A 20274-nucleotide genomic window follows, 5' to 3' on the forward strand; every position below is an offset into this window, starting at 1 on the left:
ATGTTGGCTCCCCTGATCGATGATAAGCAGAAAATTTCTCTGATTGAGAACAGCGGCGTGCAGTTCCTGGATTTTGGTCTGCAGCTTTCCGCGCCCCAGGCACGACGCCAGTTTGTGCGCCAGACGGCAAACGGCCCATTGCTGCGACTGAACGTGGACGGCAACAGCGGCAAATTTTTACTTTACCCACAGGACGGTGGCGCGCCTGAAGTGGTTCGTCCTGAAACCGACATCGCCCTGTCAGACTCGCTGACGCTGCTGGAAGCCTGCTGGTTGCCCCTGCCGATGCTGCGTTGCGCATCGGGCCGCCGCTTTATTGGCGGCCCTGAAAACTGGGCGCGCATGCGTCTGGTGGCCCTGGATAAACCCGACAGTACCGGCAATACGCACCGCGTCACGCTGGCTTTCGATACCCGCTGCGTCGCTGATGAAGACGGCGGCGAGCAACTCGGACTCACGCCTTCCGATGCGCAGAACGGCGTGACCTTTGCGCTGGCCTGGCATAACTACGAGCTGGGCGAATTCCTTGACCATACCTGGGTTGATGGCTGGTTGCGTGAGTCCTTCACCGACCGCGTAGCCGATCGCCGGGAGCAGGCAATCAGCCAGGCACTGCGCGAGTTTGAATATCAGGCGCATTACCTTAACCTGCTGGAATTACTGGGCGAGCAGCTTAACCTGACCGAGATCCACATTCAGGCCGCCACGCTGCAAGCCCCGGCGGTCAACGTCGATATTATTCTCGACGTAGGGAATTCCCACACCTGCGGCATTCTGGTGGAAGACCATCCGGAAGAGAGCAACGGCCTGAAGCAAACCTATGAACTGCAAATGCGCGACCTGTCTCAGCCGCATCGGGTGTATAACGAACTGTTCGACAGCCGGCTGGAATTTGCCGAAGCGCGTTTTGGTAAAGCCAATTTTTCACTGGAAAGCGGCCGCGAGCAGGCTTTTATGTGGCCCTCGTTAACCCGCGTCGGGCGTGAAGCCAGTCGCCTGGCCCTGCAACGCGCCGGTCTGGAAGGCAGTACCGGCCTGTCCAGTCCACGCCGTTACCTGTGGGATGAAGCACGCTATCAGCCGGGCTGGCGCTTTAATCAGCAGAGCCCGCAGGGGGAACCTCAGGCCTGCGCCGCGCCGTTTACCTCGTTAATGAATGATGAAGGTCAGCCGCTGTACGCCCTGCCCGTGGATGAACGCTTACCGGTGTTCTCCGCCCACTACAGCCGCAGTTCGCTGATGACCTTTATGTTGTGTGAGTTGCTGGCTCAGGCGCTAATGCAAATGAACAGTGCGGCACAGCGCCAACGTATGCCGCAAAGCCATGCCCCGCGTCAGCTGCGCCACGTTATTTTGACCCTGCCGTCTGCCATGCCAAAACCTGAACGGGAGATCTTCCGCCGCCGCATGCAGGAAGCCATCGCCCTGGTGTGGAAAGCCGAGGGCTGGCACCCGGCCGATGAGGATTTTACCGAGCAGAGCCAGGCCCAGAGCAGCAAGCCCGTACCGGATGTGCAGATGGAGTGGGACGAAGCCACCTGTGGCCAGATGGTGTGGCTGTTTAATGAGACGCAGGTGAACTTTGCCGGACGGGCAGAAGATTTCTTTAGCAGCATGGCACGTCCCGACCGCCCGCGTGAGGCGGATGAACTGCCGGGCAAGAGCCTGCGTATTGCCTCTATTGATATAGGCGGCGGCACCACCGATTTAGCGATTACCCAGTATCGTCTTGACGACGGCCAGGGTAATAACGTCAAAATCACCCCGCGCCTGCTGTTCCGTGAAGGCTTCAAAGTCGCCGGTGACGATATTCTGCTGGACGTGATCCAACTGTGGATTTTACCCGCTCTGCAACAGAGCCTGCAAAAAGCCGGGCTGACCCTGGCGGAGCCGCTGATCAACAAGCTGTTTGGTCACGACAGCCGCATGGACGGACAGGCCACGTTACGCCAGCAGGCGACGCTGCAGCTGTTTATCCCGCTGGCTCAGGCGGTACTGGAGCGCTACGAAAACTGGGATCCGCTGGAAAGTCACGCCGAGATCAATGCGCTGTTCGGTGAACTGGTCGATCAGCGCCCTGCCGATGCGGTGCTGGCGTTTGTTAACGGTGAAATTCAGCGTGAACTCGGCGGCAACAGCCGTTTTGATCTGCTTGAGGTGCCGCTGGTGGTCAGCATGGCTCAGTTGCACGGTGAGTTTATGCAACATCGCATGGCAATCATTCCGGCGCTGCGCTCTATGTGTGAAGTGGTGTCACTCTACCAGTGTGACGTCCTGTTGCTGACCGGACGTCCTTCGCGCTTCCCCGGCATTCAGGCGCTGGTACGTCATCTGCAGCCGCTGCCGGGCAGCCGTATTTTATCGCTTGAGGGCTATCACACCAGCGACTGGTATCCGTTTAATAAACATGGTCGCATTGATAACCCCAAATCGACCGCCGCGGTCGGCGCAATGCTGTGCCTGCTGGCGCTGGATTTGCGCCTGAGCAGCTTTTGGTTCCGTGCAGGCGACTTTGAGCCTTATTCAACCATTCGTTATCTCGGTATGCTGGACGAAAATCAGGCGCTGACGGACGAAAACCTGTGCTACAGCGAAATCGACCTCGACGATCAGCAGTTTTCGCTGGATCGCAAAACCAGCTTTCGTATTCGCGGCAACGTGTGCCTGGGATTCCGCCAGTTAGATAATGAGCGCTGGCCTGCCTCGCCACTCTACAGCCTGACGCTCAATGATGCAGCGCTGGCGCGTAAGGTTGCGGGGGAAAGTGTCCTGCGCGTCAAGCTCGCCGTGAAGGCCGGTCCGGGTGCGCCCGGCCCTGAAAATCTGGTGTTAAGCGAGGCTAAACTGGATGATGGCACGCGTGTTCCGCTTGAACATCTGAGCCTCAAACTCAATACTCTCTCCGCCACGGGCAATGCCAATGCGCAATACTGGATTGACAGCGGGAGTGTGTGTAAACGATGAGATCGGTAAAACCCCGCCAGCCGCAGACGCTGGCAAAACGCCTGAGTTTATTGCAGGACGCCCTGAACGGCAGCCTGGCCTGGATTGAGAATACCCGCGAGCAGTCGCCCCGTCTGGCTCTGGAAGCCGAAACCCTGACCCTGCAGCTACGGCAGGCTCGTGTACAGGCCCAGGCCCTGGCGCAGCAGGTTGCGCGCCCGGTGACGCTGGCGCTGTTTGGCCAGTCCCAGGCGGGTAAAGCCTGGCTGTTGACGGAAATGGTGGCCGATGCACAGGGCCAGTTGATCACCGCGTTAAGTGATAAACCGGTGAATTATTTTCAGAATGTGAATCCCGGCAATCTCGACTTCGCCACCGCAACGCGTTTTACCCACCAGCGGGAACCCCTCTCTTCAGAGTGGCCCGTTGAGCTGACGCTGCTAAGCGAGGCCGACGTGCTGCGCCTGGCCATCTCCTGTGGTGGCGGTGTCACCCAGCCCGACACCGCAAAAATTGACAGCGTGTTGCAACGCCTGCAACGCCATCGCTTAACCACGCCGCTGCCGGGTCTGGAGAGCGACGCGCTGGTCACGCTCTGGTCCTGGTGCCGCCGTCATCACCTGTATGATGCACAGCTTGATCGCCACTTCTGGCCACAGGCTGTTGAACTGGCACCCTGGCTGAGCGTTGACGACCGCGTGCAGCTGTTTTCACTGCTGTGGCCAGCCGAGCCCGCCCTGAATGAGCTGGTGCGGAGTTTACTGCATCTGCGCCATCAGCTTCGTAACAGCACCCGGGTACTGGCTCCGCTTAGCCTGCTGACGGATAACGCCCTGTTGCCCGCGGAGCAGCTGATTGTTCCCGCCAGCGAGCAGGATCAGTCGCTGCCGATCGAGGTTTGCCCGTTAAACGGTAATCGTCTGGGTAAACCGCAGAACGTGGCGTTGGGATTACTTGCCCTGCTCACGCTTGAGGTCACTATTCCCCTTAGCTCCACCCCGCGCACCGCGCTCTATGATGACGCAGACATGCTGGAGCTGCCCGCACCGGGTACGCCCAGCGATCCGGCCCTGCGTGAAGAGCGCCAGCGCCTGCAGCAGCAGGATGCATTACGCGCACGCCTGCTGGAGCACAAACGTACACTGATACCGGGCATTTATGCCGCCCGCCAGAGTATCGATTTGCTGTTAATCTGCACCGCCGCCAGCCAGCGTCAGGATGTTGACGTCGCCAGTCAGGCGTTACGGGAATGGCAGCGTCACCAGCCGGTCAATGAGGCGGGCGAGAAACCCCGTCTGATTTGGGCTATTACCCCTTACGATGCGCGGCATCAGCAGATCAACGTCGACGAGGCAGTGCAGCGTCAGGTGGGGCAGCCGGGTCAGCAATGGGGTTCCATGCTGGCACTGGATCGCGCAGGCGTGGACCGGATGTCTGACTGGCTACAGGAAGAAATGCAGCCTGAAGCCCGTCGCGATATGCTGATCGCCCAACTGGCACAAATTCAGCACACCGTTGTCGAGCGTCGCCTTCAGCCCTGGACGGAAGCGGGTGCATCGCCCGACCAGGCGGCACGCAAGCAAAGCATCGCCGATACACTGCTGAAGTGTTTACAACACCGCACCGGTTTACATGGCGAACTGCTTGAGCGCTTACAGCCCTCCCGCGAGGCCCTGCGTCAGCTCTGGCTCAACCAGTCCACCTCATCCGTTCCGGCGGCGACGTCCAGCATTCAGGCCCCGGAAAATCAGTTTGGTATTGGCTTTGAATTTGATTTGTTCAGCGATAACGAAGTTGAACAGCCCGCCCCGAAGCAGACCAGCTTCGGTCAGGGCTCGGCACAGTTCCCGCGTCAGGTGTTTAGCCTGTGGCTTAACCACCTGCGCCAGCTGCCGGAAAATCAGAGCCTGCTGGCTTTACTGAATATTGATAAAGCCACGATGGAGTGGTTGATCGAAGAGTTGATCACGGCCAGTTTTCGTACCGGTATTCTGCAGTCCCTGCAGCAGGCGCTGCATGAACCCGATGCGCAGAGCATGACGCATGAATCACGTGCTGACCGTCAGGTCACGCGCGCGATGACGGTGCTGGGGGATTTTGTGGCCTGGCTGGGCTTCCTGCAGCGTCCGGAATCGGAACGTCCTGGCAGCCGGGTCAATCGCGGGCAGCCTGTTTTCTCGCGCCCGCCGGCACCCAGCGTTAATTTCAGTGCAGGACAGCGCCTGACGAAGCTTTCCGCCGCGCCAGCAAACCATACGGCCTACTATATTTACGACTGGCTGGTGGGGCTTAACACCGTGATTATCGAAAACAATGGCTATACCGGTGGGGGCGACCTGCCGGTTGCAGCGCGAGAGTCACTTACAGCCCTGCTTAAGCCACTGCGCCACTAACCGTAAATCAGGCGCAACTCGCCCGCCAGCGACTGCGCCGCCTCTTCCAGCAACGCCACCACGGGGGCCAGTTCCTCATTGCGCCGTTCTGCATGCAGCAGATGAATCGTGGCGGGCAACGCCATTCCTCCGGTCAGCCAGTCCCATAGCGCATCCAGATTATTGCCAAATCCGGCAGGACAATCGCTCTGCGCTGCAAACGCATGATAGAAAGCCTCGCGATCGATGAGCTGGCGCAGATCAAAGCTTAAGGTCAGCATGGTTACTGAACCGGCTTAAAGGTGCGATAGTGGTCGGTCGAGAGGAAAACCAGACCATCAGAGGAGTAAACCAGCCTGTCAGCCTCGCGGTGGCCGCAGCGGTAGTTCACATCCGCCTCAAACCACTGGCGATCGGCGCGCTCGGGCAATTTTCGTTCCCGGTTGGAAAAGCGATCGCCGCCGATGGCCCGCCCCGGCAACACCTCACACAAGTCCCCTTTCGCTGGATTCCAGCCAAGGCGACGCGCCTGCTTTTTGGTAATGTAGTAATCGGGCAATTGCTGATGCTGCAGCACCCAACGGGCGACCGTTCGCACATCCGTTAAGGCAGCGATATCCGAGGCCGACGTTTTGGCTGGTGCAGACGTCAGATAAGGTTTTAACCCCACCCAACAGAGAACAAGGATCAGAACCAGTCCAACCCACAGTTTTTTTGACATGATGGCATCCCTTTAAACAGGATGCAGATGATAACAGCTTTAGTGGGCGATAAAAAAGCGCGGGCCAGATTGCCTGGCCCTGGCGGTAAACTGCTTTTACTGCATGGCTGACTGCGAAGGCAAAGTGTGACGGCGCCATGCACCTGGGGCAACACCGTACTGACGCTTAAAGCTGCGGTTAAAAGACTGTTGCGAGTCAAATCCCAGCGATATCGCTACATTCAGGATAGGCTCGTTGGTGCTGGTCAGACGGTCGGCCGATTTTTTCAGCTTCTTCATGCGAATGTATTCACCCAGTGGATAGCCGGTGTGCTCTTTAAACATCCGTTGCAGGTGCCATTTAGAATAGCCAGCGCGCTCAGAAACGGTGTCGAGATCGAGACGTGCTTCGATATTGTTATCGATCCAGCTAATCAGGTCGTGAATAAAAGCGTTACTCATCATGTTTATTCTCCCGTCGCGGCGCGAACAGTAATAGTATCAGTTGCAGTTACACTTAAAGCGTGACTGACAATGCCATTTAATGCAAGTTTAATTAATACATTAAATGCCGCACTTTTTATGGGGCTTATTTTTGGCTGCTGTCAGGCACCGATCGCGGCGTTGAAAACCGCACATAAAGTGTATCAGTAATTCTTGCAGTTCTTAGACGCACAAGCCTACACTCCTCGCGATAAATTGCAACCATAGAAGTTGCAAATATTGGCCTTCGGGCCTTATTTCACTGTCATCGCGGGATCACAAAAATGATTACTCACTGGGTTCGTCAGGGATCTTCCCTGCTGGGAATGGGGCTGCTGGTTAGTCTGCTAAGCGGTTGTGACACGGGCCAGGCTAAAAATGCCCCGCCGCCGCCGCCCGACGTCAGCGTTGCGGATGTGTTGGTGAAGCCTGTCAGTCAATGGGACAGCTTCAACGGGCGCGTTGAAGCCGTAGAAAGCGTGCAGCTCCGGCCTCGCGTTTCGGGTTATATCGATAGCGTTAATTATCATGAAGGCGACGAGGTCAGGAAAGGTCAGGTCCTGTTTACCATCGACGATCGCAGCTACCGTGCCGCACTGGAACAGGCAAAAGCGACGCTGGCCCGCGCGCGCAGTCAGGCCAGCCTGACCCGCAGCGAATCGGCACGCACCGAGAAGCTGGTGGGTACACAGGCGGTGTCACGCGAGATGTGGGAACAGCGACGTTCAACAGCCAGTCAGGCTCAGGCTGATGTGCAGGCCGCCGAATCCTCTGTCGACATGGCTCAACTCAATCTGGATTTTACCCGCGTCACCGCGCCGATTGACGGACGGGCCAGCCGGGCCATGATTACTGCCGGTAATCTTGTCACCGCCGGCGATAGCGCCAGCGTACTGACCACATTGGTTTCGCAGGACAAGATGTTCGTCTATTTCGACGTCGATGAGACCACCTTTCTGCACTATCAGGCTATGGCACGTCAGGGACAACAGCGGCATGCCCTGCCCGTTGAAATCGGCCTGGCCGGCGAACAGGGTTACCCACATCGCGGCAACGTCGATTTTCTTGATAACCAACTTAATGCCAGCACCGGTACGATCCGCATGCGCGCCCTTCTGGACAACCGCCAGCGCACCTATACGCCCGGCCTGTTTGCCCGCGTTCGCCTTCCAGGTAGCGCGCAGTTTAATGCCGTGTTAATCGACGACAAAGCCGTGTTGACCGATCAGGACCGCAAGTATGTCTACGTGGTCGATGCACAGGGTAAAGCCCAACGTCGTGATGTTCATCCCGGCGCGATGGCGGACGGATTACGCATCGTTACCACCGGTTTACAGGCGGGCGATCGGGTTATCGTTGCCGGCCTGCAAAAAGTGTTTATGCCTGGTATGCCGGTAACGGCAAAAACCGTCGATATGGCCGCGACTGCCGCGCGATAACCTGAGGTTGTTATGGATTTTTCCCGCTTTTTTATTGATCGGCCGATCTTTGCCGCCGTGCTGTCCGTCTTGATTTTTATGACCGGGCTGATCGCCATCCCGCTGCTGCCCATCAGTGAGTATCCGGACGTGGTGCCGCCCAGCGTGCAGGTGCGTGCCGAATATCCCGGCGCTAACCCGAAAGCCATCGCCGACTCCGTGGCAACGCCGCTGGAAGAGGCGATTAACGGCGTTGAAAACATGATGTACATGAAGTCCGTGGCCGGTTCTGACGGTGTACTGGTGACCACCGTGACCTTCCGCCCGGGTACCGATCCGGATCAGGCCCAGGTTCAGGTGCAAAACCGCGTAGCCCAGGCCGAGGCACGGTTGCCGGAGGACGTGCGCCGTCTCGGCATCACGACGCAAAAAATGTCGCCGACCCTGACCTTAGTGGTGCATCTGTTTTCCCCTAATAACACCTACGATTCGCTCTATCTGCGTAACTACGCCACGCTGAAAGTCAAAGATGAGCTGGCCCGTCTGCCGGGCGTGGGGCAAATCCAGATTTTTGGCGCGGGTGAATACGCGATGCGCGTCTGGCTCGATCCCAACAAAGTGGCGGCGCGCGGCTTAACCGCCTCGGACGTTGTGAAAGCGATGCAGGAGCAGAACGTACAGGTTTCTGCGGGGCAACTTGGGGCGGAACCGTTAAAAAAACAGAGCGATTTACTGCTGTCCATTAATATGCAGGGACGGCTGGAAAACGAGCAGCAGTTTGGCGATATCATTCTGAAAACGTCAGAGGACGGCTCACTGGTCCGGCTGCGTGACGTGGCGCGCATTGAAATGGGTTCAGGCAGCTATGCCCTGCGTTCGCAGCTCAATAACAAAGACGCCGTCGGTATTGGTATTTTCCAGGCACCGGGCGCCAATGCTATCGATCTGTCAAACGCGGTGCGTGCCAAAATGGATGAACTGGCCACCCGTTTCCCCAACGATGTGAAGTGGGCTGCGCCTTACGATCCCACCGTGTTTGTTCGCGACTCCATTAAGGCTGTGGTGCAAACCCTGCTGGAAGCGGTGTTTTTAGTGGTGCTGGTGGTGATTCTGTTCCTGCAAACCTGGCGCGCTTCCATTATTCCCCTGCTGGCGGTTCCGGTATCCGTGGTCGGCACCTTTAGCGTGCTGTATCTGCTTGGGTTCTCGCTCAACACGCTAAGCCTGTTCGGACTGGTGCTGGCCATCGGTATCGTGGTGGACGATGCCATCGTGGTGGTGGAAAACGTTGAACGCAATATTGAGATGGGACTGTCACCAAAAGCCGCTGCCCATCAGGCGATGCGTGAGGTATCCGGCCCGATCATTGCCATCGCCCTCGTGCTGTGCGCGGTGTTCGTGCCCATGGCGTTTCTGTCGGGCGTGACCGGCCAGTTTTACAAACAGTTCGCCACCACGATTGCGATTTCAACCGTGATCTCCGCCATCAACTCACTGACCCTGTCGCCCGCACTGGCCGCGATGTTACTGAAGGATCATCAGGCCCCCAAAGATATGCCGACGCGCCTGATCGACAGGCTGTTTGGCTGGATTTTCCGGCCGTTTAACCGCTTCTTTCAGCGTAGTGCGCACGGCTATGAATCGATGGTGGGGAAAACCCTGCGTCGGCGCGGCGCGGTGTTTGGTGTTTACCTGGTGTTACTGGCTGGCGCGGGCTGGATGTTTCATGCGGTGCCAGGTGGGTTTATTCCCACTCAGGACAAGCTTTACCTGATCGGCGGCGTCAAAATGCCGGAAGGCTCGTCGCTGGCGCGCACCGATGAAGTGATTCGTCAGATGAGCGAAATCGGCCTGCAAACGGAAGGCGTGGCCTATGCGGTGGCCTTCCCCGGCCTGAACGCGTTGCAGTTTACCAATACGCCGAACAGCGGCACGGTCTTTTTTGGCCTGAAGCCGTTCAGCGAACGTAAACTAACGGCGGCGCAGATTAACGCGGAGATCAATGCGAAAATTTCCCGCATTCAACAGGGATTTGGCTTTTCAATTATGCCACCGCCTATCCTGGGGCTAGGCCAGGGTTCGGGCTATTCCCTTTACGTTCAGGATCGGGCCGGACTGGGCTATGGCGCACTGCAGACCGCGATTAACACCCTCTCGGGCGCGGTTATGCAGACGCCGGGCATGCACTTCCCGATCTCCTCTTATCAGGCTAACGTGCCACAGCTGGAGGTGCAGGTTGACCGCGATAAGGCGAAAGCACAGGGCGTAGCGTTAACCGATCTGTTCAGTACGCTACAAACTTATCTGGGTTCATCCTACGTTAATGACTTTAACCGTTTTGGACGCACCTGGCGCGTGATGGCGCAGGCCGACGGGGAATTCCGCGACAGCGTTGAGGACATCGCGAACCTGCGTACCCGTAACGACCGCGGTGAGATGGTGCCGATTGGCAGCATGGTGCACATCACCACGGCCTACGGCCCCGATCCGGTGATTCGTTATAACGGCTATCCGGCGGCTGACTTGATCGGCGATGCCGATCCACGCGTGCTCTCATCGGCCCAGGCGATGCGTCAACTTGAAACGATGTCGGGTCAGCTGCTGCCGAACGGCATGAGTATCGAATGGACCGATCTCAGCTATCAGCAGGCGACGCAGGGTAATACGGCCCTGATTGTTTTCCCTGTCGCTGTCCTGTTGGCGTTTTTAGTGCTGGCTGCACTGTATGAGAGCTGGACGCTGCCGCTTGCGGTGATCCTGATTGTGCCGGTGACCATGCTGTCTGCCCTTGTGGGCGTCTGGTTAACCGGTGGGGATAACAACGTATTCGTGCAGGTTGGACTGGTCGTGCTGATGGGGCTGGCCTGTAAGAACGCCATTCTGATTGTGGAGTTCGCCCGCGAACTGGAGATTCAGGGCAAAGGCATTACAGAAGCGGCGCTGGAAGCCTGCCGTCTGCGCCTGCGTCCTATCGTAATGACCTCTATCGCCTTTATTGCCGGCACGATCCCCCTGATTCTGGGTCAAGGTGCGGGTGCTGAAGTGCGTGGCGTTACCGGCGTTACCGTGTTCTCCGGTATGTTAGGCGTTACGCTGTTTGGCTTGTTCCTGACGCCGGTGTTCTACGTGACGCTGCGCAAGCTGGTGACGCGTAAAGCCGCTCAGCAGCGCTTACAGAACGCACCATAACGGAGTCGACAGCAGGCGATGAAAAACCGCCTGCTTTCATCCCTCCGACTTCATGCTTTCCCACCTGCTTAGCGCACCGCTTTTGCTTTTAAAAATAAAACCCCGTTAATGGGCGAGGCAGAATTTCGCCGTCGCATGCATGACATAGTTATGGCTGATAATGTGACGGACGCGATATCCCGCATGATTGATAATCTGTCGCCCGCTCCTGTGACCTTCAAAAGCAAAAAGCAAAAGGAAATGTTCAGAATGCCGTTTCGTTTTCAGCGCAATATGATGATTCTGTGCCTGCTTGTGATTTCACTTCCTTCAATTAGCTTGCCCCTTTCGCAATACCAGCAATTTGATGGACTGATAAGAGCGCCCCTTACCCTTGAGGTGACGCTGAGCAATGGCCAGTTCGCTGAGCTTGATGCCTTTGTCACCCGACCCAGCGGAACCGGTGCCGCACCGCTGGTCTTGATAACTAACGGGACTGAAGGCTCCCGGGCCTTTGATCGCGGCATCATGAATCCAAACCGTATGTCAGGCACGGCTCTGGCGTTTGCACGCCACGGCTATGCTGCAGTGGTGGTGTTACGCGAAGGCTATGGCCACTCAAGCGGAAACGCAGAATATGCGGGCGGTTCATGTGAGCAGCCGCGCCATCAGCTGGCCGGGCAGCGAGATCGGATGGATCTGCTGGCCGCGCTGGCTGTACTGCAAAGACAGCCCTGGGCATCGCGGGAAAACGCGATTCTGGCTGGCATGTCTTCCGGCGGCTTTGCCGTTCTGGCAACCAGCGCGGCGAATCCGCCTGGCGTTAGCGCGGTCATTAATTTTGACGGCGGCCGGGGCGCGAATAAAGATAAATCGCTTTGTGATGGACCGGGTCTGCTTACCGCATTCGAACGCTACGGTGCAACGGCACGTCTCCCCTCGCTCTGGCTCTACTCTGCCAACGATCAGGATTTCTCGCCTGACATGGGAAGAACGTTTTATGACGCCTATCGACGTCAGGGCGGCAGCGCTGAATTTCGTGAAATGCCCCCCTTTGGTAAGAATGGGCATGTTTTCATGGATAGTGCGCCTGAAGCATTTTGGTGGCAGACGGTTTCCGCGTTTCTACAGGCGCATCATCTGCCTTACCAAGAGGTTGTCTCTCTTCCCGACACCACCTTGCCCGTGCCTGCGGCGTTAAATAAAGCCGGGGCGGAGGCGTTTAAACATTACACCTCGTCCCGTCTGTATGAAAAAGCCTTCGCGATCGGTCCGGAAGGCGCATGGGGAAGCGCCTATTGGGCCAGAACCGGCGACGATGCGGCCAGCATCGCCCTTGAATATTGCAATACCTTTAACCGTGGTGATAAAGGCAGTTGCAGGCTGTATGCCATCGGTGATGCGGTTGTTTTACGCTAAGCCTGCACGCTAAAAAAATGATGGGCCGGGCAGAAAGGACAGTGCCCTGTAACAGGGGGATAATCATGGTGACGGGCAAAATGTGACGCGCGGCAAAGCGCTGTTTCCTTGAGGGACAATCAACACATAAAAAAAGCCGCATCAGCGGCTTTTTTTGCACTCGCTTTCAGGCTCTGCCACATCCGGTTCCGGTACGGCTGTGCAGTTGCTGGTATCGTGGGTTTTCAGCTCATTTAAGGCATCGGCCACCGTGCGTTTGGCCAGGACCGCGAGTGAGGCCTGCTCGGCTTCTTCTGCGATGGATTTAAAATACCAGCACAGGTTGGCGCTGACCAGGCAACGCGGCGCGACGTCCGGGCGCGCAGCCCAGAGTTTTTTATCATCAGTGACGGAAACATAAATATCACGCAGGGTGATGTCTGCCGCCGGTCGGCCAAGATGAATGGAGCCGGTGCGTCCCAGCGTAGACACAATAATGCCGTCACGCGTTAATGGCACCATCAACTTGCGGATAAAACTCGGGTTTGCTTCAAGCCCGTAAGCGAGAATCGCGCTGGTAGAGCGTTTTCCCATTTGCTCCGCCATCGCCACGCTCAGAACCATTTGCAAAGCTGTCGGGAAGCGATAATCAAGCATCTTTGTATCCTGAATTGCGGTGCGTTTTTGTTGTTGTATTGCCGCATGAGTGAACAATGAATCAGCTGTAAATATAACAAAGGCGGTGGGTTTTTAGAAGCAAGAGGCCCGCGACAAGGCACATATTCACCACACTGAAGCCGTCAACAGCACAAGGTGCTTACCGCCATTCTGCTTGCCGATTCGCTTAAGGCGCTGCGTTGACCGGTGCGGGAAGCCGTTTTTTTAACGCCACCACCAGCAGCAGGTTCAGCACGGCGAGCGTGCAAAGCAGCCATAAGGTGGCGTCTGCGCCCAGGGTGGCAAACACATAGCCAAACACCAGCGGCGTTATTGCCTGGCCCATTAGCGCCGGGCGCGCCATTCTGCCTGCGAGCACGGCATAGGCTTCCGGTTTGACCATTACCAATGGCAACGTGCCCCGCACTATCGCACGCAGGCCGTTGCCTGCACCGTAAAGGATCATGCTGAACAACGCCGTTTGAGGAAACAGCGCCAGCAGCACCAGGCCCAACGCGACGAATCCAACAGAAAAAAACGTGGTCCAGATGGGATGACTCCCTTTGAAAACCATATCGATAATCCGCGAAGCCACCTGGCACGGCCCCAGTATGGTGCTGATCGCCAGCGCCGATGCCAGGCTGTAACCGCTCGCTTCCAGCAGGGTAATAAGCTGCACGGAGATGGCCGTCATGATGACCGATGCCAGGGTGAAAATGGCACACAGCAGGCGAAACAGTACCACAGGCAAATCGGCCTCAGCGGGAGGCAGGCTTTGACGTTTAACCGCTACGGGCAGACTGCTCTGCGGCAGTGCAAAGAGATAAACGGGCAGAACGCAAACCATTAACAGTCCGGCGATGGCAAAACAGGCGCCGCGCCAGTCAAGCCAGTGGATCAGCAGTGCCGTTCCCGGCCAGACCAGGCTGGTGCAGAAACCGGAAATAAGCGTTATGCCGGTTATCGCGCTGCGCGCATGTCCGCCATAGCGAGTGCCCAGGGTGGCAAAGAGCGCATCGTACAGCCCCATCGCCATGCCCACGCCAATGATGACCCAGGCCAATAAAAACACAGGTAAATGATGGCTGAACCCCATGAGGATCAACCCTGCCGCCATCACAAAGCCATTTAACGCCAGCATCAAACGCCCGCCGGTCCGGGCAATCATGTGCCCACAGCGCGGGGCCAGTAGCCCGGAAACCAGAATGCCTAACGAGAGCCCACCATAAACCCACTGTTGCGACCAACCTGTCTCCGCCACGATGGGCGCGGCCATCACCGCCATCAGATAAAAGGATCCGCCCCAGGAGAGGATCTGAACCAGCCCCATAAGGACAATGCTGAATGAACCGGGCTTTTTGATTACGTCCATGTCGGGAATCCGTTAGCGAGCGAAGCGTTTTTATAACATGTTAATGCAATGGAAAAAACGGGGGCCACTTTTTCCTGCCTGCGCCGAATGGCGGCACGGTTTTAACAACACGACTAATAGTATGTTGTAACTACATTCGCTATTGCAGCGCCTTGCGACTTCTGCCACATTGAGCATGTTGTAACTATGGAGAACAGAATGGCGCGCTACGATTTAGTGACTGATATGCAGCAATGCGTAAAAGATCTTGAGCAGGCGTTAGGTGCCTTGCGGCAGCAGATTGAGTCGCTACCGCTATTGATTGCCCGGGTCTTTCGTTTACCGCCCGTCGAAAAAGGTCATGAGCACGATCCTGTGACGCAACTTGCCGTTGAGCAGCTGCTTGGCATTCAGGCGCGAGACATGGCCATGAATCACTACTGCCGGCTGTTTATGCAACATCAGTCGGAAAAGCTCAGTACTAAAGCCGCCGTGCGCTTGCCAGGTGCGCTTTGTCTTGCGTGCAGCGAACAGGAAGAAACGGAGCTCACTGAGCGCATCGCGGGAATCAATCACCTTAAAGCCCGACTGGAGCACCTGATTACGGTGGAGTCCGGCCTGCCCTCTGAAGCCCGCTTTGAGTTTGTCCATCAGCATTTGCGAGGGCTAATCACCCTGAATGCCTACCGGACCATCACTGCGATCCCGGCACCGGAAAGTGTACGTTTTGGCTGGGCCAATAAGCAGGTGATTAAAAACGTGAAACGGGAAGAGATCGTTGCCCAACTGGAAAGAAGCCTGAAAGCAGGCCGCGCCCAGGCGCCCTGGACACGAGAACAGTGGGCAGAAAAGGTTCAACAGGAGCTGGCAGATGTCCGCGCCCTGCCCGCCTCAGCACGTCTCAAGATTAAACGCCCAGTGAAAGTGCAGCCTATTGCGCGTATCTGGCGCGCAGAAGAGAAAAAGCAAACCCAGCTGGCCTGCCCGTCACCGATTCTGGTGCTGTGCCGCGACCGCAGCCAGGTGCCGCAGTTGGGTGAGCTGCTGAATTATGATGCCGACAATATTACGCATCGCTATAAACCAGCCGCCGAACCGCTGTCTTTGCTGATCCCCCGGCTGCACTTATGGGTTGATTGTCTGGTGTGATATCAGGGCCGTGAAGGCCCTGACGTGCCTGACTCACTGCTTCATGCTGCCAACCATCTCTTCCGGGCGAACCCAGGCATCAAACTCGTCTTCAGTCAGATAACCCAGTTTCAGCGCCGAGGCTTTAAGCGTTAAGCCTTGCTTGTGAGCCTGCTTGGCAATTTCTGCCGCTTTGTCATAACCGATGTGGGTATTTAACGCGGTAACCAGCATAAGCGATTCGTTGAGTAACTGTTCAATTCGCTCACGCACCGGCTCAATACCGGTCGCGCAGTGGTGGTTAAAGCTGTCCATGCCGTCGGCCAGTAAACGAACCGATTGTAGGAAGTTATGAATAATCATCGGACGATAAACGTTCAGCTCGAAGTTGCCTGACGCACCGCCCATGTTAATCGCTACATCATTTCCCATCACCTGGCAGCACAACATTGTCAGGGCTTCACACTGGGTTGGATTTACTTTGCCCGGCATAATGGAGCTGCCCGGTTCATTTTCCGGAATAGCGATTTCACCGATACCACAACGTGGGCCCGATGACAGCCAGCGCACGTCGTTGGCAATCTTCATCAACGACGCCGCCAGCCCTTTAAGTGCGCCGTGCGCATGCACCAGCGCATCGCAGGTTGCCAGCGCTTCAAATTTGTTGGGCGCGGTCACGAAGGGTTGTCCGGTCAGGTCGGCCAGAGCTTTAGCCACGCGAACGGCATATTCAGGATGCGTATTCAACCCGGTTCCTACCGCCGTTCCACCCAGCGCCAGTTCTCCAAGGTGCGGAATGCTCTGTTCGATGTGCCTGAGGTTATGCTCAAGCATGGCAACCCAGCCCGAGATTTCCTGTCCCAGTGTTAACGGCGTGGCGTCCTGGAGATGGGTGCGGCCAATTTTAACGATGTCTTTAAACGCCTCAGATTTGGCGCTCAGCGTTTGTTTAAGCACGTTCAGCTGTGGGATCAGATGTTCACGCACCGCAATGACGGCCGCCACGTGCATGGCGGTGGGAAACACATCATTCGAACTCTGGCTCTTGTTAACATCGTCGTTAGGATGCACGAGGCGCGACATACCGCGCTCTCCGCCGAGCAGCTCACTGGCCCGGTTAGCCAACACTTCATTCATGTTCATGTTGGTCTGGGTACCTGAACCGGTCTGCCAGATTGCCAGGGGGAATTCGTCACTGTGCTTGTCCGCTAACACCTCATCGGCGGCGTTCACGATCGCTTCCGCCCGCTCGGCCGGTAATAAGCCCAGATCCCGGTTAACGCTCGCGGCGGCGCGCTTGGTCATTGCCAGCGCATGAACCAGCGCGACAGGCATTTTTTCTGTCGAGATGCGGAAGTGCTCCAGTGAGCGCTGTGTCTGAGCGCCCCAAAGTTTCTCAGCCGGTACATCAATTGGCCCCATTGAATCTTTTTCAACGCGATTGGCTGCCATGATTCTCTCCTTAGCACAGTTTTAGATAAGACTTAGCGTCATCGGTTGTCGATTAGCCCCTGTCTGACGCGGTTAAACTTACACAATTTTTTAACATCCTCCGAGCTTAGCATCCTTCTTGCGCGGGATATGTATTTTCCATGGCGGTTTCTGGTTTAATAAGCGCAGTCTTTTTCCGCCAGTAAGGCAATTAAAAAAATGAAAAAAATGATTAACTCCCTGCAAAATTATGCATGGGGCAGTAAAACCGCTTTAACCTCGCTGTATGGCATAGCCAATCCAAAGCAGTTACCGATGGCTGAATTGTGGATGGGTGCGCACCCTAAAAGCCCATCGACTGTGGAAGAACATGGCAAGCCCCGTTCGTTACGTGATGTGATTGCGGCCAATCCGCAGCAGATGCTGGGCGATGCCGTTGCTAAGCGCTTTGGTGAGCTGCCTTTTTTGTTTAAAGTGCTTTGTGCCGATCAGCCGCTGTCCATTCAGGTGCATCCCAGCAAACGCGCCGCCGAAGAGGGGTTTGCGCGTGAAAATGCCGCGTCAGTCCCTCTCAATTCCGCAGAACGCAATTATAAAGACGCTAACCACAAGCCCGAACTGGTCTATGCGCTGACGCCCTTCAAAGCCATCAACGGCTTTCGCGAACTGAACGAAATGGTTTCGCTGCTGAAGCCGGTAGCCGAGGCACATCCGCAGATCGCCCAGTTCCTGCGCCAGCCCACTTTGGCGAATCTTGCCCAGCTGTTTTCCTCCCTGCTTTCCCTTGAGGATGATGAAAAAACGCAGGCGTTGCGCGTACTGATGACCGCCGCACAGCAGCATCATGGCGAGCCATGGCAAACTATTAACGACATTGCGGAAGTGTATCCGCAAGACAGCGGCCTGTTTTCACCGCTGCTGCTTAACGTGATCACGCTGCAACCCGGCGAAGCTATGTTCCTGTTTGCCGAAACCCCGCACGCCTACCTGCACGGCGTCGCGCTGGAAGTCATGGCCAACTCTGATAACGTGTTACGTGCGGGCCTGACGCCGAAATATATCGATATCCCAGAATTGATGGCTAACCTTGCATTTAAAGAAAAGCCGGCCAGTCAACTGCTCACGCAACCCGAGCAGCACGAAAACAGCCTGCATTTCCCCGTACCCGTGGAGGATTTTTCGTTCTCTATTCATGCGCTTACTGATGAGCCGCTTTCTGTCCATCAGGACAGCGCTGCGTTGCTGTTTTGCGTTGAAGGCGAGGCGACGCTCGTCTGTGGTCAGCAGCAGCTGGTGCTCAAACCTGGCGAATCCTGTTTCGTGGCAGCCAGCGATCCGTCTCTGACCATTGCAGGTCACGGCCGTGTTGCACGCGTATTTAATGAGTTAAGCTGAGACGGCTGACGTCACCGCGCTTAACTGCTATTATTTCAATCTATTAGCTAAAAATGCCTGTGGGCGCTTTTTCATCCGCCGTTTGGCGCGGTCTGTCAGGCGGGTGAAATCAAGGATAAGGACGATTCAGCAATGAAAAAGACTCAAGTTGCCGTTGGTGTGGTAGTTGCTCTGGGCGTAGTCTGGACAGGTGCGGCATGGTTTACCGGCAAAAAGCTGGAAAGCAATATGGATCAGATGATCCAGAACGCCAATGCCCAGTTAACGGCGATGGCCCCGAACAGTCGTCTTAAAGTGAGCTATCAGGATTATCAACGCGGCATTTTCAGCAGTAAAATGAATGTGGTTATCCAGGCGAGCTCGCAGACGGAAGACAACCCGCTGCTAAAACCCGGCCAGAGCATCATTCTGAATGAACAGATCGATCACGGTCCTTTCCCGTTTGCCCAGCTGAAAAAATTCAACCTCATTCCCAGCATGGCCTCTGTTCACACCACGCTGGCAAACACCGATGCGGTAAAAAAACTGTTTGAGCTGACCAACAACCAGTCGTTTATCAATGCTGAAACGCGCGTGGGATACAGTGGAAGCACCGATACCGCGGTAAATATTCTGCCCATCGATTATCAAAATGCACAAACGGCGCAGCGCGCGGCCACCAGCGGCGGCACGGTGAATATCAGCGCAGATAACAAAGGCGATAAAGTTTCGCTGGACAGCGACATCGACAGTATTGCGATCACCAGCAAAAACCAGGTCGATCAGCCGGTCATGTTTACGTTAAACGGACTGAAGCTTAAAGCTGATACGCACCTGACCAGCGAAGGCGTTCGCATTGGCGATCAGTCAATCAGCGTGGATAAACTGGCTGCCGCCGTTAACGGACAGGACGCGGTGATCCTGAATAAGATGGTCGGTGATTCTGCTTTTGATAATAAAGCGGGCAAAATCAGTGGCGACATCAACTATAAAATTGATGGCGTGGAAGTGCAGAAACAAAATCTGGGCCAGTTCGCATTAAAAATGAAGCTGTCTCAGTTCGATGCGCAAAGCGTAAAAACCTTCTCTGACAACTACAACGCACAGCTGACCACGCTGATGAATCAGCCGGGCGTGGAAGATGATCCGGTTCGTTTCCAGAACGGTGTTCGTGCCATTCTGCTGAATAATCTGCCTACCCTGTTAAAAGGTGCGCCTACCGTTAGCGTTGCACCGCTGAGCTGGAAGAACGATAAAGGCGAAAGCACCTTTAATCTGAACGTTAATTTTAACGATCCGTCGACGGTAACGGGCGAGCCGCAGACGCTGGCCGCATCGGTTGATCGCGTGCTGAAAACGCTGGATTTAAAACTCTCTGTGAATATGCCAATGGCAACCGAAACCATGCGCCATATTGGCCTGGCTGAGGGCTATCAGGCGGACGACGCGCAGAAGCTGGCGGATCAGCAGGTCAAAGGCCTGGCAGCGATGGGACAGATGTTCCGTCTGACACAAACCCAGGACAACAATATCGTTACCAGCCTGCAGTATGCTAACGGCCAGGTAAATATGAACGGCGACAAAATGACGCTGGAACAGTTTATGTCGCGTTACATGCTGGGCGTGCCAACCAACGAAGGCATGCCAGAATAAGCGTTATCTTCTGGAATCAGGCGGCCTTTGGCCGCCTTTTTTATGCCAATGCCTGGCGGGTGTGCCGCTGCTGGTAAATTCATTCAGTGCCCATCACGCAACTTTGCGCAATTTATCAGCACCTGACTCACTTGTTGCGCAAATTGCTGGCGTTGTTGCGCAAGATATTTTTATAATGCTCTGCACTTTACAGATACT

At 56.1% G+C, this 20274-nt stretch carries 14 protein-coding genes; 8 read left to right on the forward strand and 6 right to left on the reverse strand.

The features are described from left to right. Together AAIE03_RS08390 and AAIE03_RS08395 are read left to right on the forward strand one after the other, a co-directional pair. Positions 1–2964, forward strand: a complete 2964-nt coding sequence (locus tag AAIE03_RS08390; RefSeq protein ID WP_498562944.1) for a virulence factor SrfB — start codon at positions 1–3, stop codon at positions 2962–2964. Further along, on the forward strand, positions 2961–5336 hold the full coding sequence (locus AAIE03_RS08395; protein WP_014605884.1) for a virulence factor SrfC family protein: 2376 nt from the start codon (positions 2961–2963) through the stop codon (positions 5334–5336). The genes AAIE03_RS08390 and AAIE03_RS08395 overlap by 4 nt, the downstream gene beginning before the upstream one ends. Here AAIE03_RS08395 and AAIE03_RS08400 read toward each other — a convergent pair. From AAIE03_RS08400 to AAIE03_RS08410, 3 genes are all read right to left on the reverse strand, one after another. Continuing rightward, a complete protein-coding gene (locus AAIE03_RS08400) occupies positions 5333–5596 on the reverse strand; it encodes a barstar family protein (protein ID WP_014605885.1) in 264 nt (87 codons plus the stop codon). The two genes, AAIE03_RS08395 and AAIE03_RS08400, sit on opposite strands and share 4 nt — an antisense overlap. Positions 5597–5598: 2 nt before the next feature. Then, positions 5599–6036, reverse strand: a complete 438-nt coding sequence (locus tag AAIE03_RS08405) for a ribonuclease domain-containing protein (RefSeq protein ID WP_019105253.1) — start codon at positions 6034–6036, stop codon at positions 5599–5601. 96 nt (positions 6037–6132) lie between these two features. After that, positions 6133–6480, reverse strand: coding sequence for a helix-turn-helix domain-containing protein (locus tag AAIE03_RS08410; RefSeq protein WP_498562945.1), 348 nt, complete (start codon positions 6478–6480; stop codon positions 6133–6135). Between the two features lie 302 nt (positions 6481–6782). Between AAIE03_RS08410 and AAIE03_RS08415 the strand changes: the two genes are divergently transcribed. The 3 genes from AAIE03_RS08415 (at position 6783) to AAIE03_RS08425 (ending at position 12503) form a co-directional block, all read left to right on the forward strand. Beyond that, positions 6783–7937 carry an efflux RND transporter periplasmic adaptor subunit gene (locus AAIE03_RS08415; protein WP_014593664.1) on the forward strand — a complete coding sequence of 385 codons (1155 nt, stop codon included), beginning with the start codon at positions 6783–6785 and terminating at the stop codon, positions 7935–7937. Between the two features lie 12 nt (positions 7938–7949). Next, positions 7950–11105 carry a multidrug efflux RND transporter permease subunit OqxB gene (oqxB, locus tag AAIE03_RS08420; protein ID WP_498562946.1) on the forward strand — a complete coding sequence of 1052 codons (3156 nt, stop codon included), beginning with the start codon at positions 7950–7952 and terminating at the stop codon, positions 11103–11105. 108 nt (positions 11106–11213) lie between these two features. Beyond that, positions 11214–12503 carry a dienelactone hydrolase family protein gene (locus tag AAIE03_RS08425; protein ID WP_498562947.1) on the forward strand — a complete coding sequence of 430 codons (1290 nt, stop codon included), beginning with the start codon at positions 11214–11216 and terminating at the stop codon, positions 12501–12503. Between the two features lie 141 nt (positions 12504–12644). Here AAIE03_RS08425 and AAIE03_RS08430 read toward each other — a convergent pair whose 3' ends face one another. After that, positions 12645–13139 carry an RrF2 family transcriptional regulator gene (locus tag AAIE03_RS08430; protein WP_014605889.1) on the reverse strand — a complete coding sequence of 165 codons (495 nt, stop codon included), beginning with the start codon at positions 13137–13139 and terminating at the stop codon, positions 12645–12647. A 187-nt stretch (positions 13140–13326) separates the two neighbouring features. Continuing rightward, on the reverse strand, positions 13327–14511 hold the full coding sequence (locus AAIE03_RS08435) for an MFS transporter (protein ID WP_116584519.1): 1185 nt from the start codon (positions 14509–14511) through the stop codon (positions 13327–13329). A gap of 198 nt (positions 14512–14709) precedes the next feature. Between AAIE03_RS08435 and tus the strand changes: the two genes are divergently transcribed. Next, positions 14710–15639: a DNA replication terminus site-binding protein gene (tus, locus tag AAIE03_RS08440; RefSeq protein WP_014605891.1), complete on the forward strand. Its 930-nt coding sequence runs from the start codon at positions 14710–14712 to the stop codon at positions 15637–15639. A 33-nt stretch (positions 15640–15672) separates the two neighbouring features. Here tus and fumC read toward each other — a convergent pair whose 3' ends face one another. Next, positions 15673–17070 (reverse strand): class II fumarate hydratase, encoded by a 1398-nt coding sequence (gene fumC / locus AAIE03_RS08445; protein ID WP_013025710.1) that lies wholly within the window; start codon positions 17068–17070, stop codon positions 15673–15675. Between the two features lie 198 nt (positions 17071–17268). Here fumC and manA point away from each other — a divergent pair, with 198 nt between their 5' ends. Continuing rightward, positions 17269–18444, forward strand: coding sequence for a mannose-6-phosphate isomerase (manA, locus tag AAIE03_RS08450; protein ID WP_028715106.1), 1176 nt, complete (start codon positions 17269–17271; stop codon positions 18442–18444). A 132-nt stretch (positions 18445–18576) separates the two neighbouring features. After that, complete coding sequence (locus tag AAIE03_RS08455; protein ID WP_013025708.1) at positions 18577–20076, forward strand: YdgA family protein; 1500 nt, start codon at positions 18577–18579, stop codon at positions 20074–20076. The last annotated feature ends 198 nt before the right edge of the window (positions 20077–20274 follow it).

It is taken from the genome of Pantoea sp. Ae19-2 (assembly GCF_059801205.1).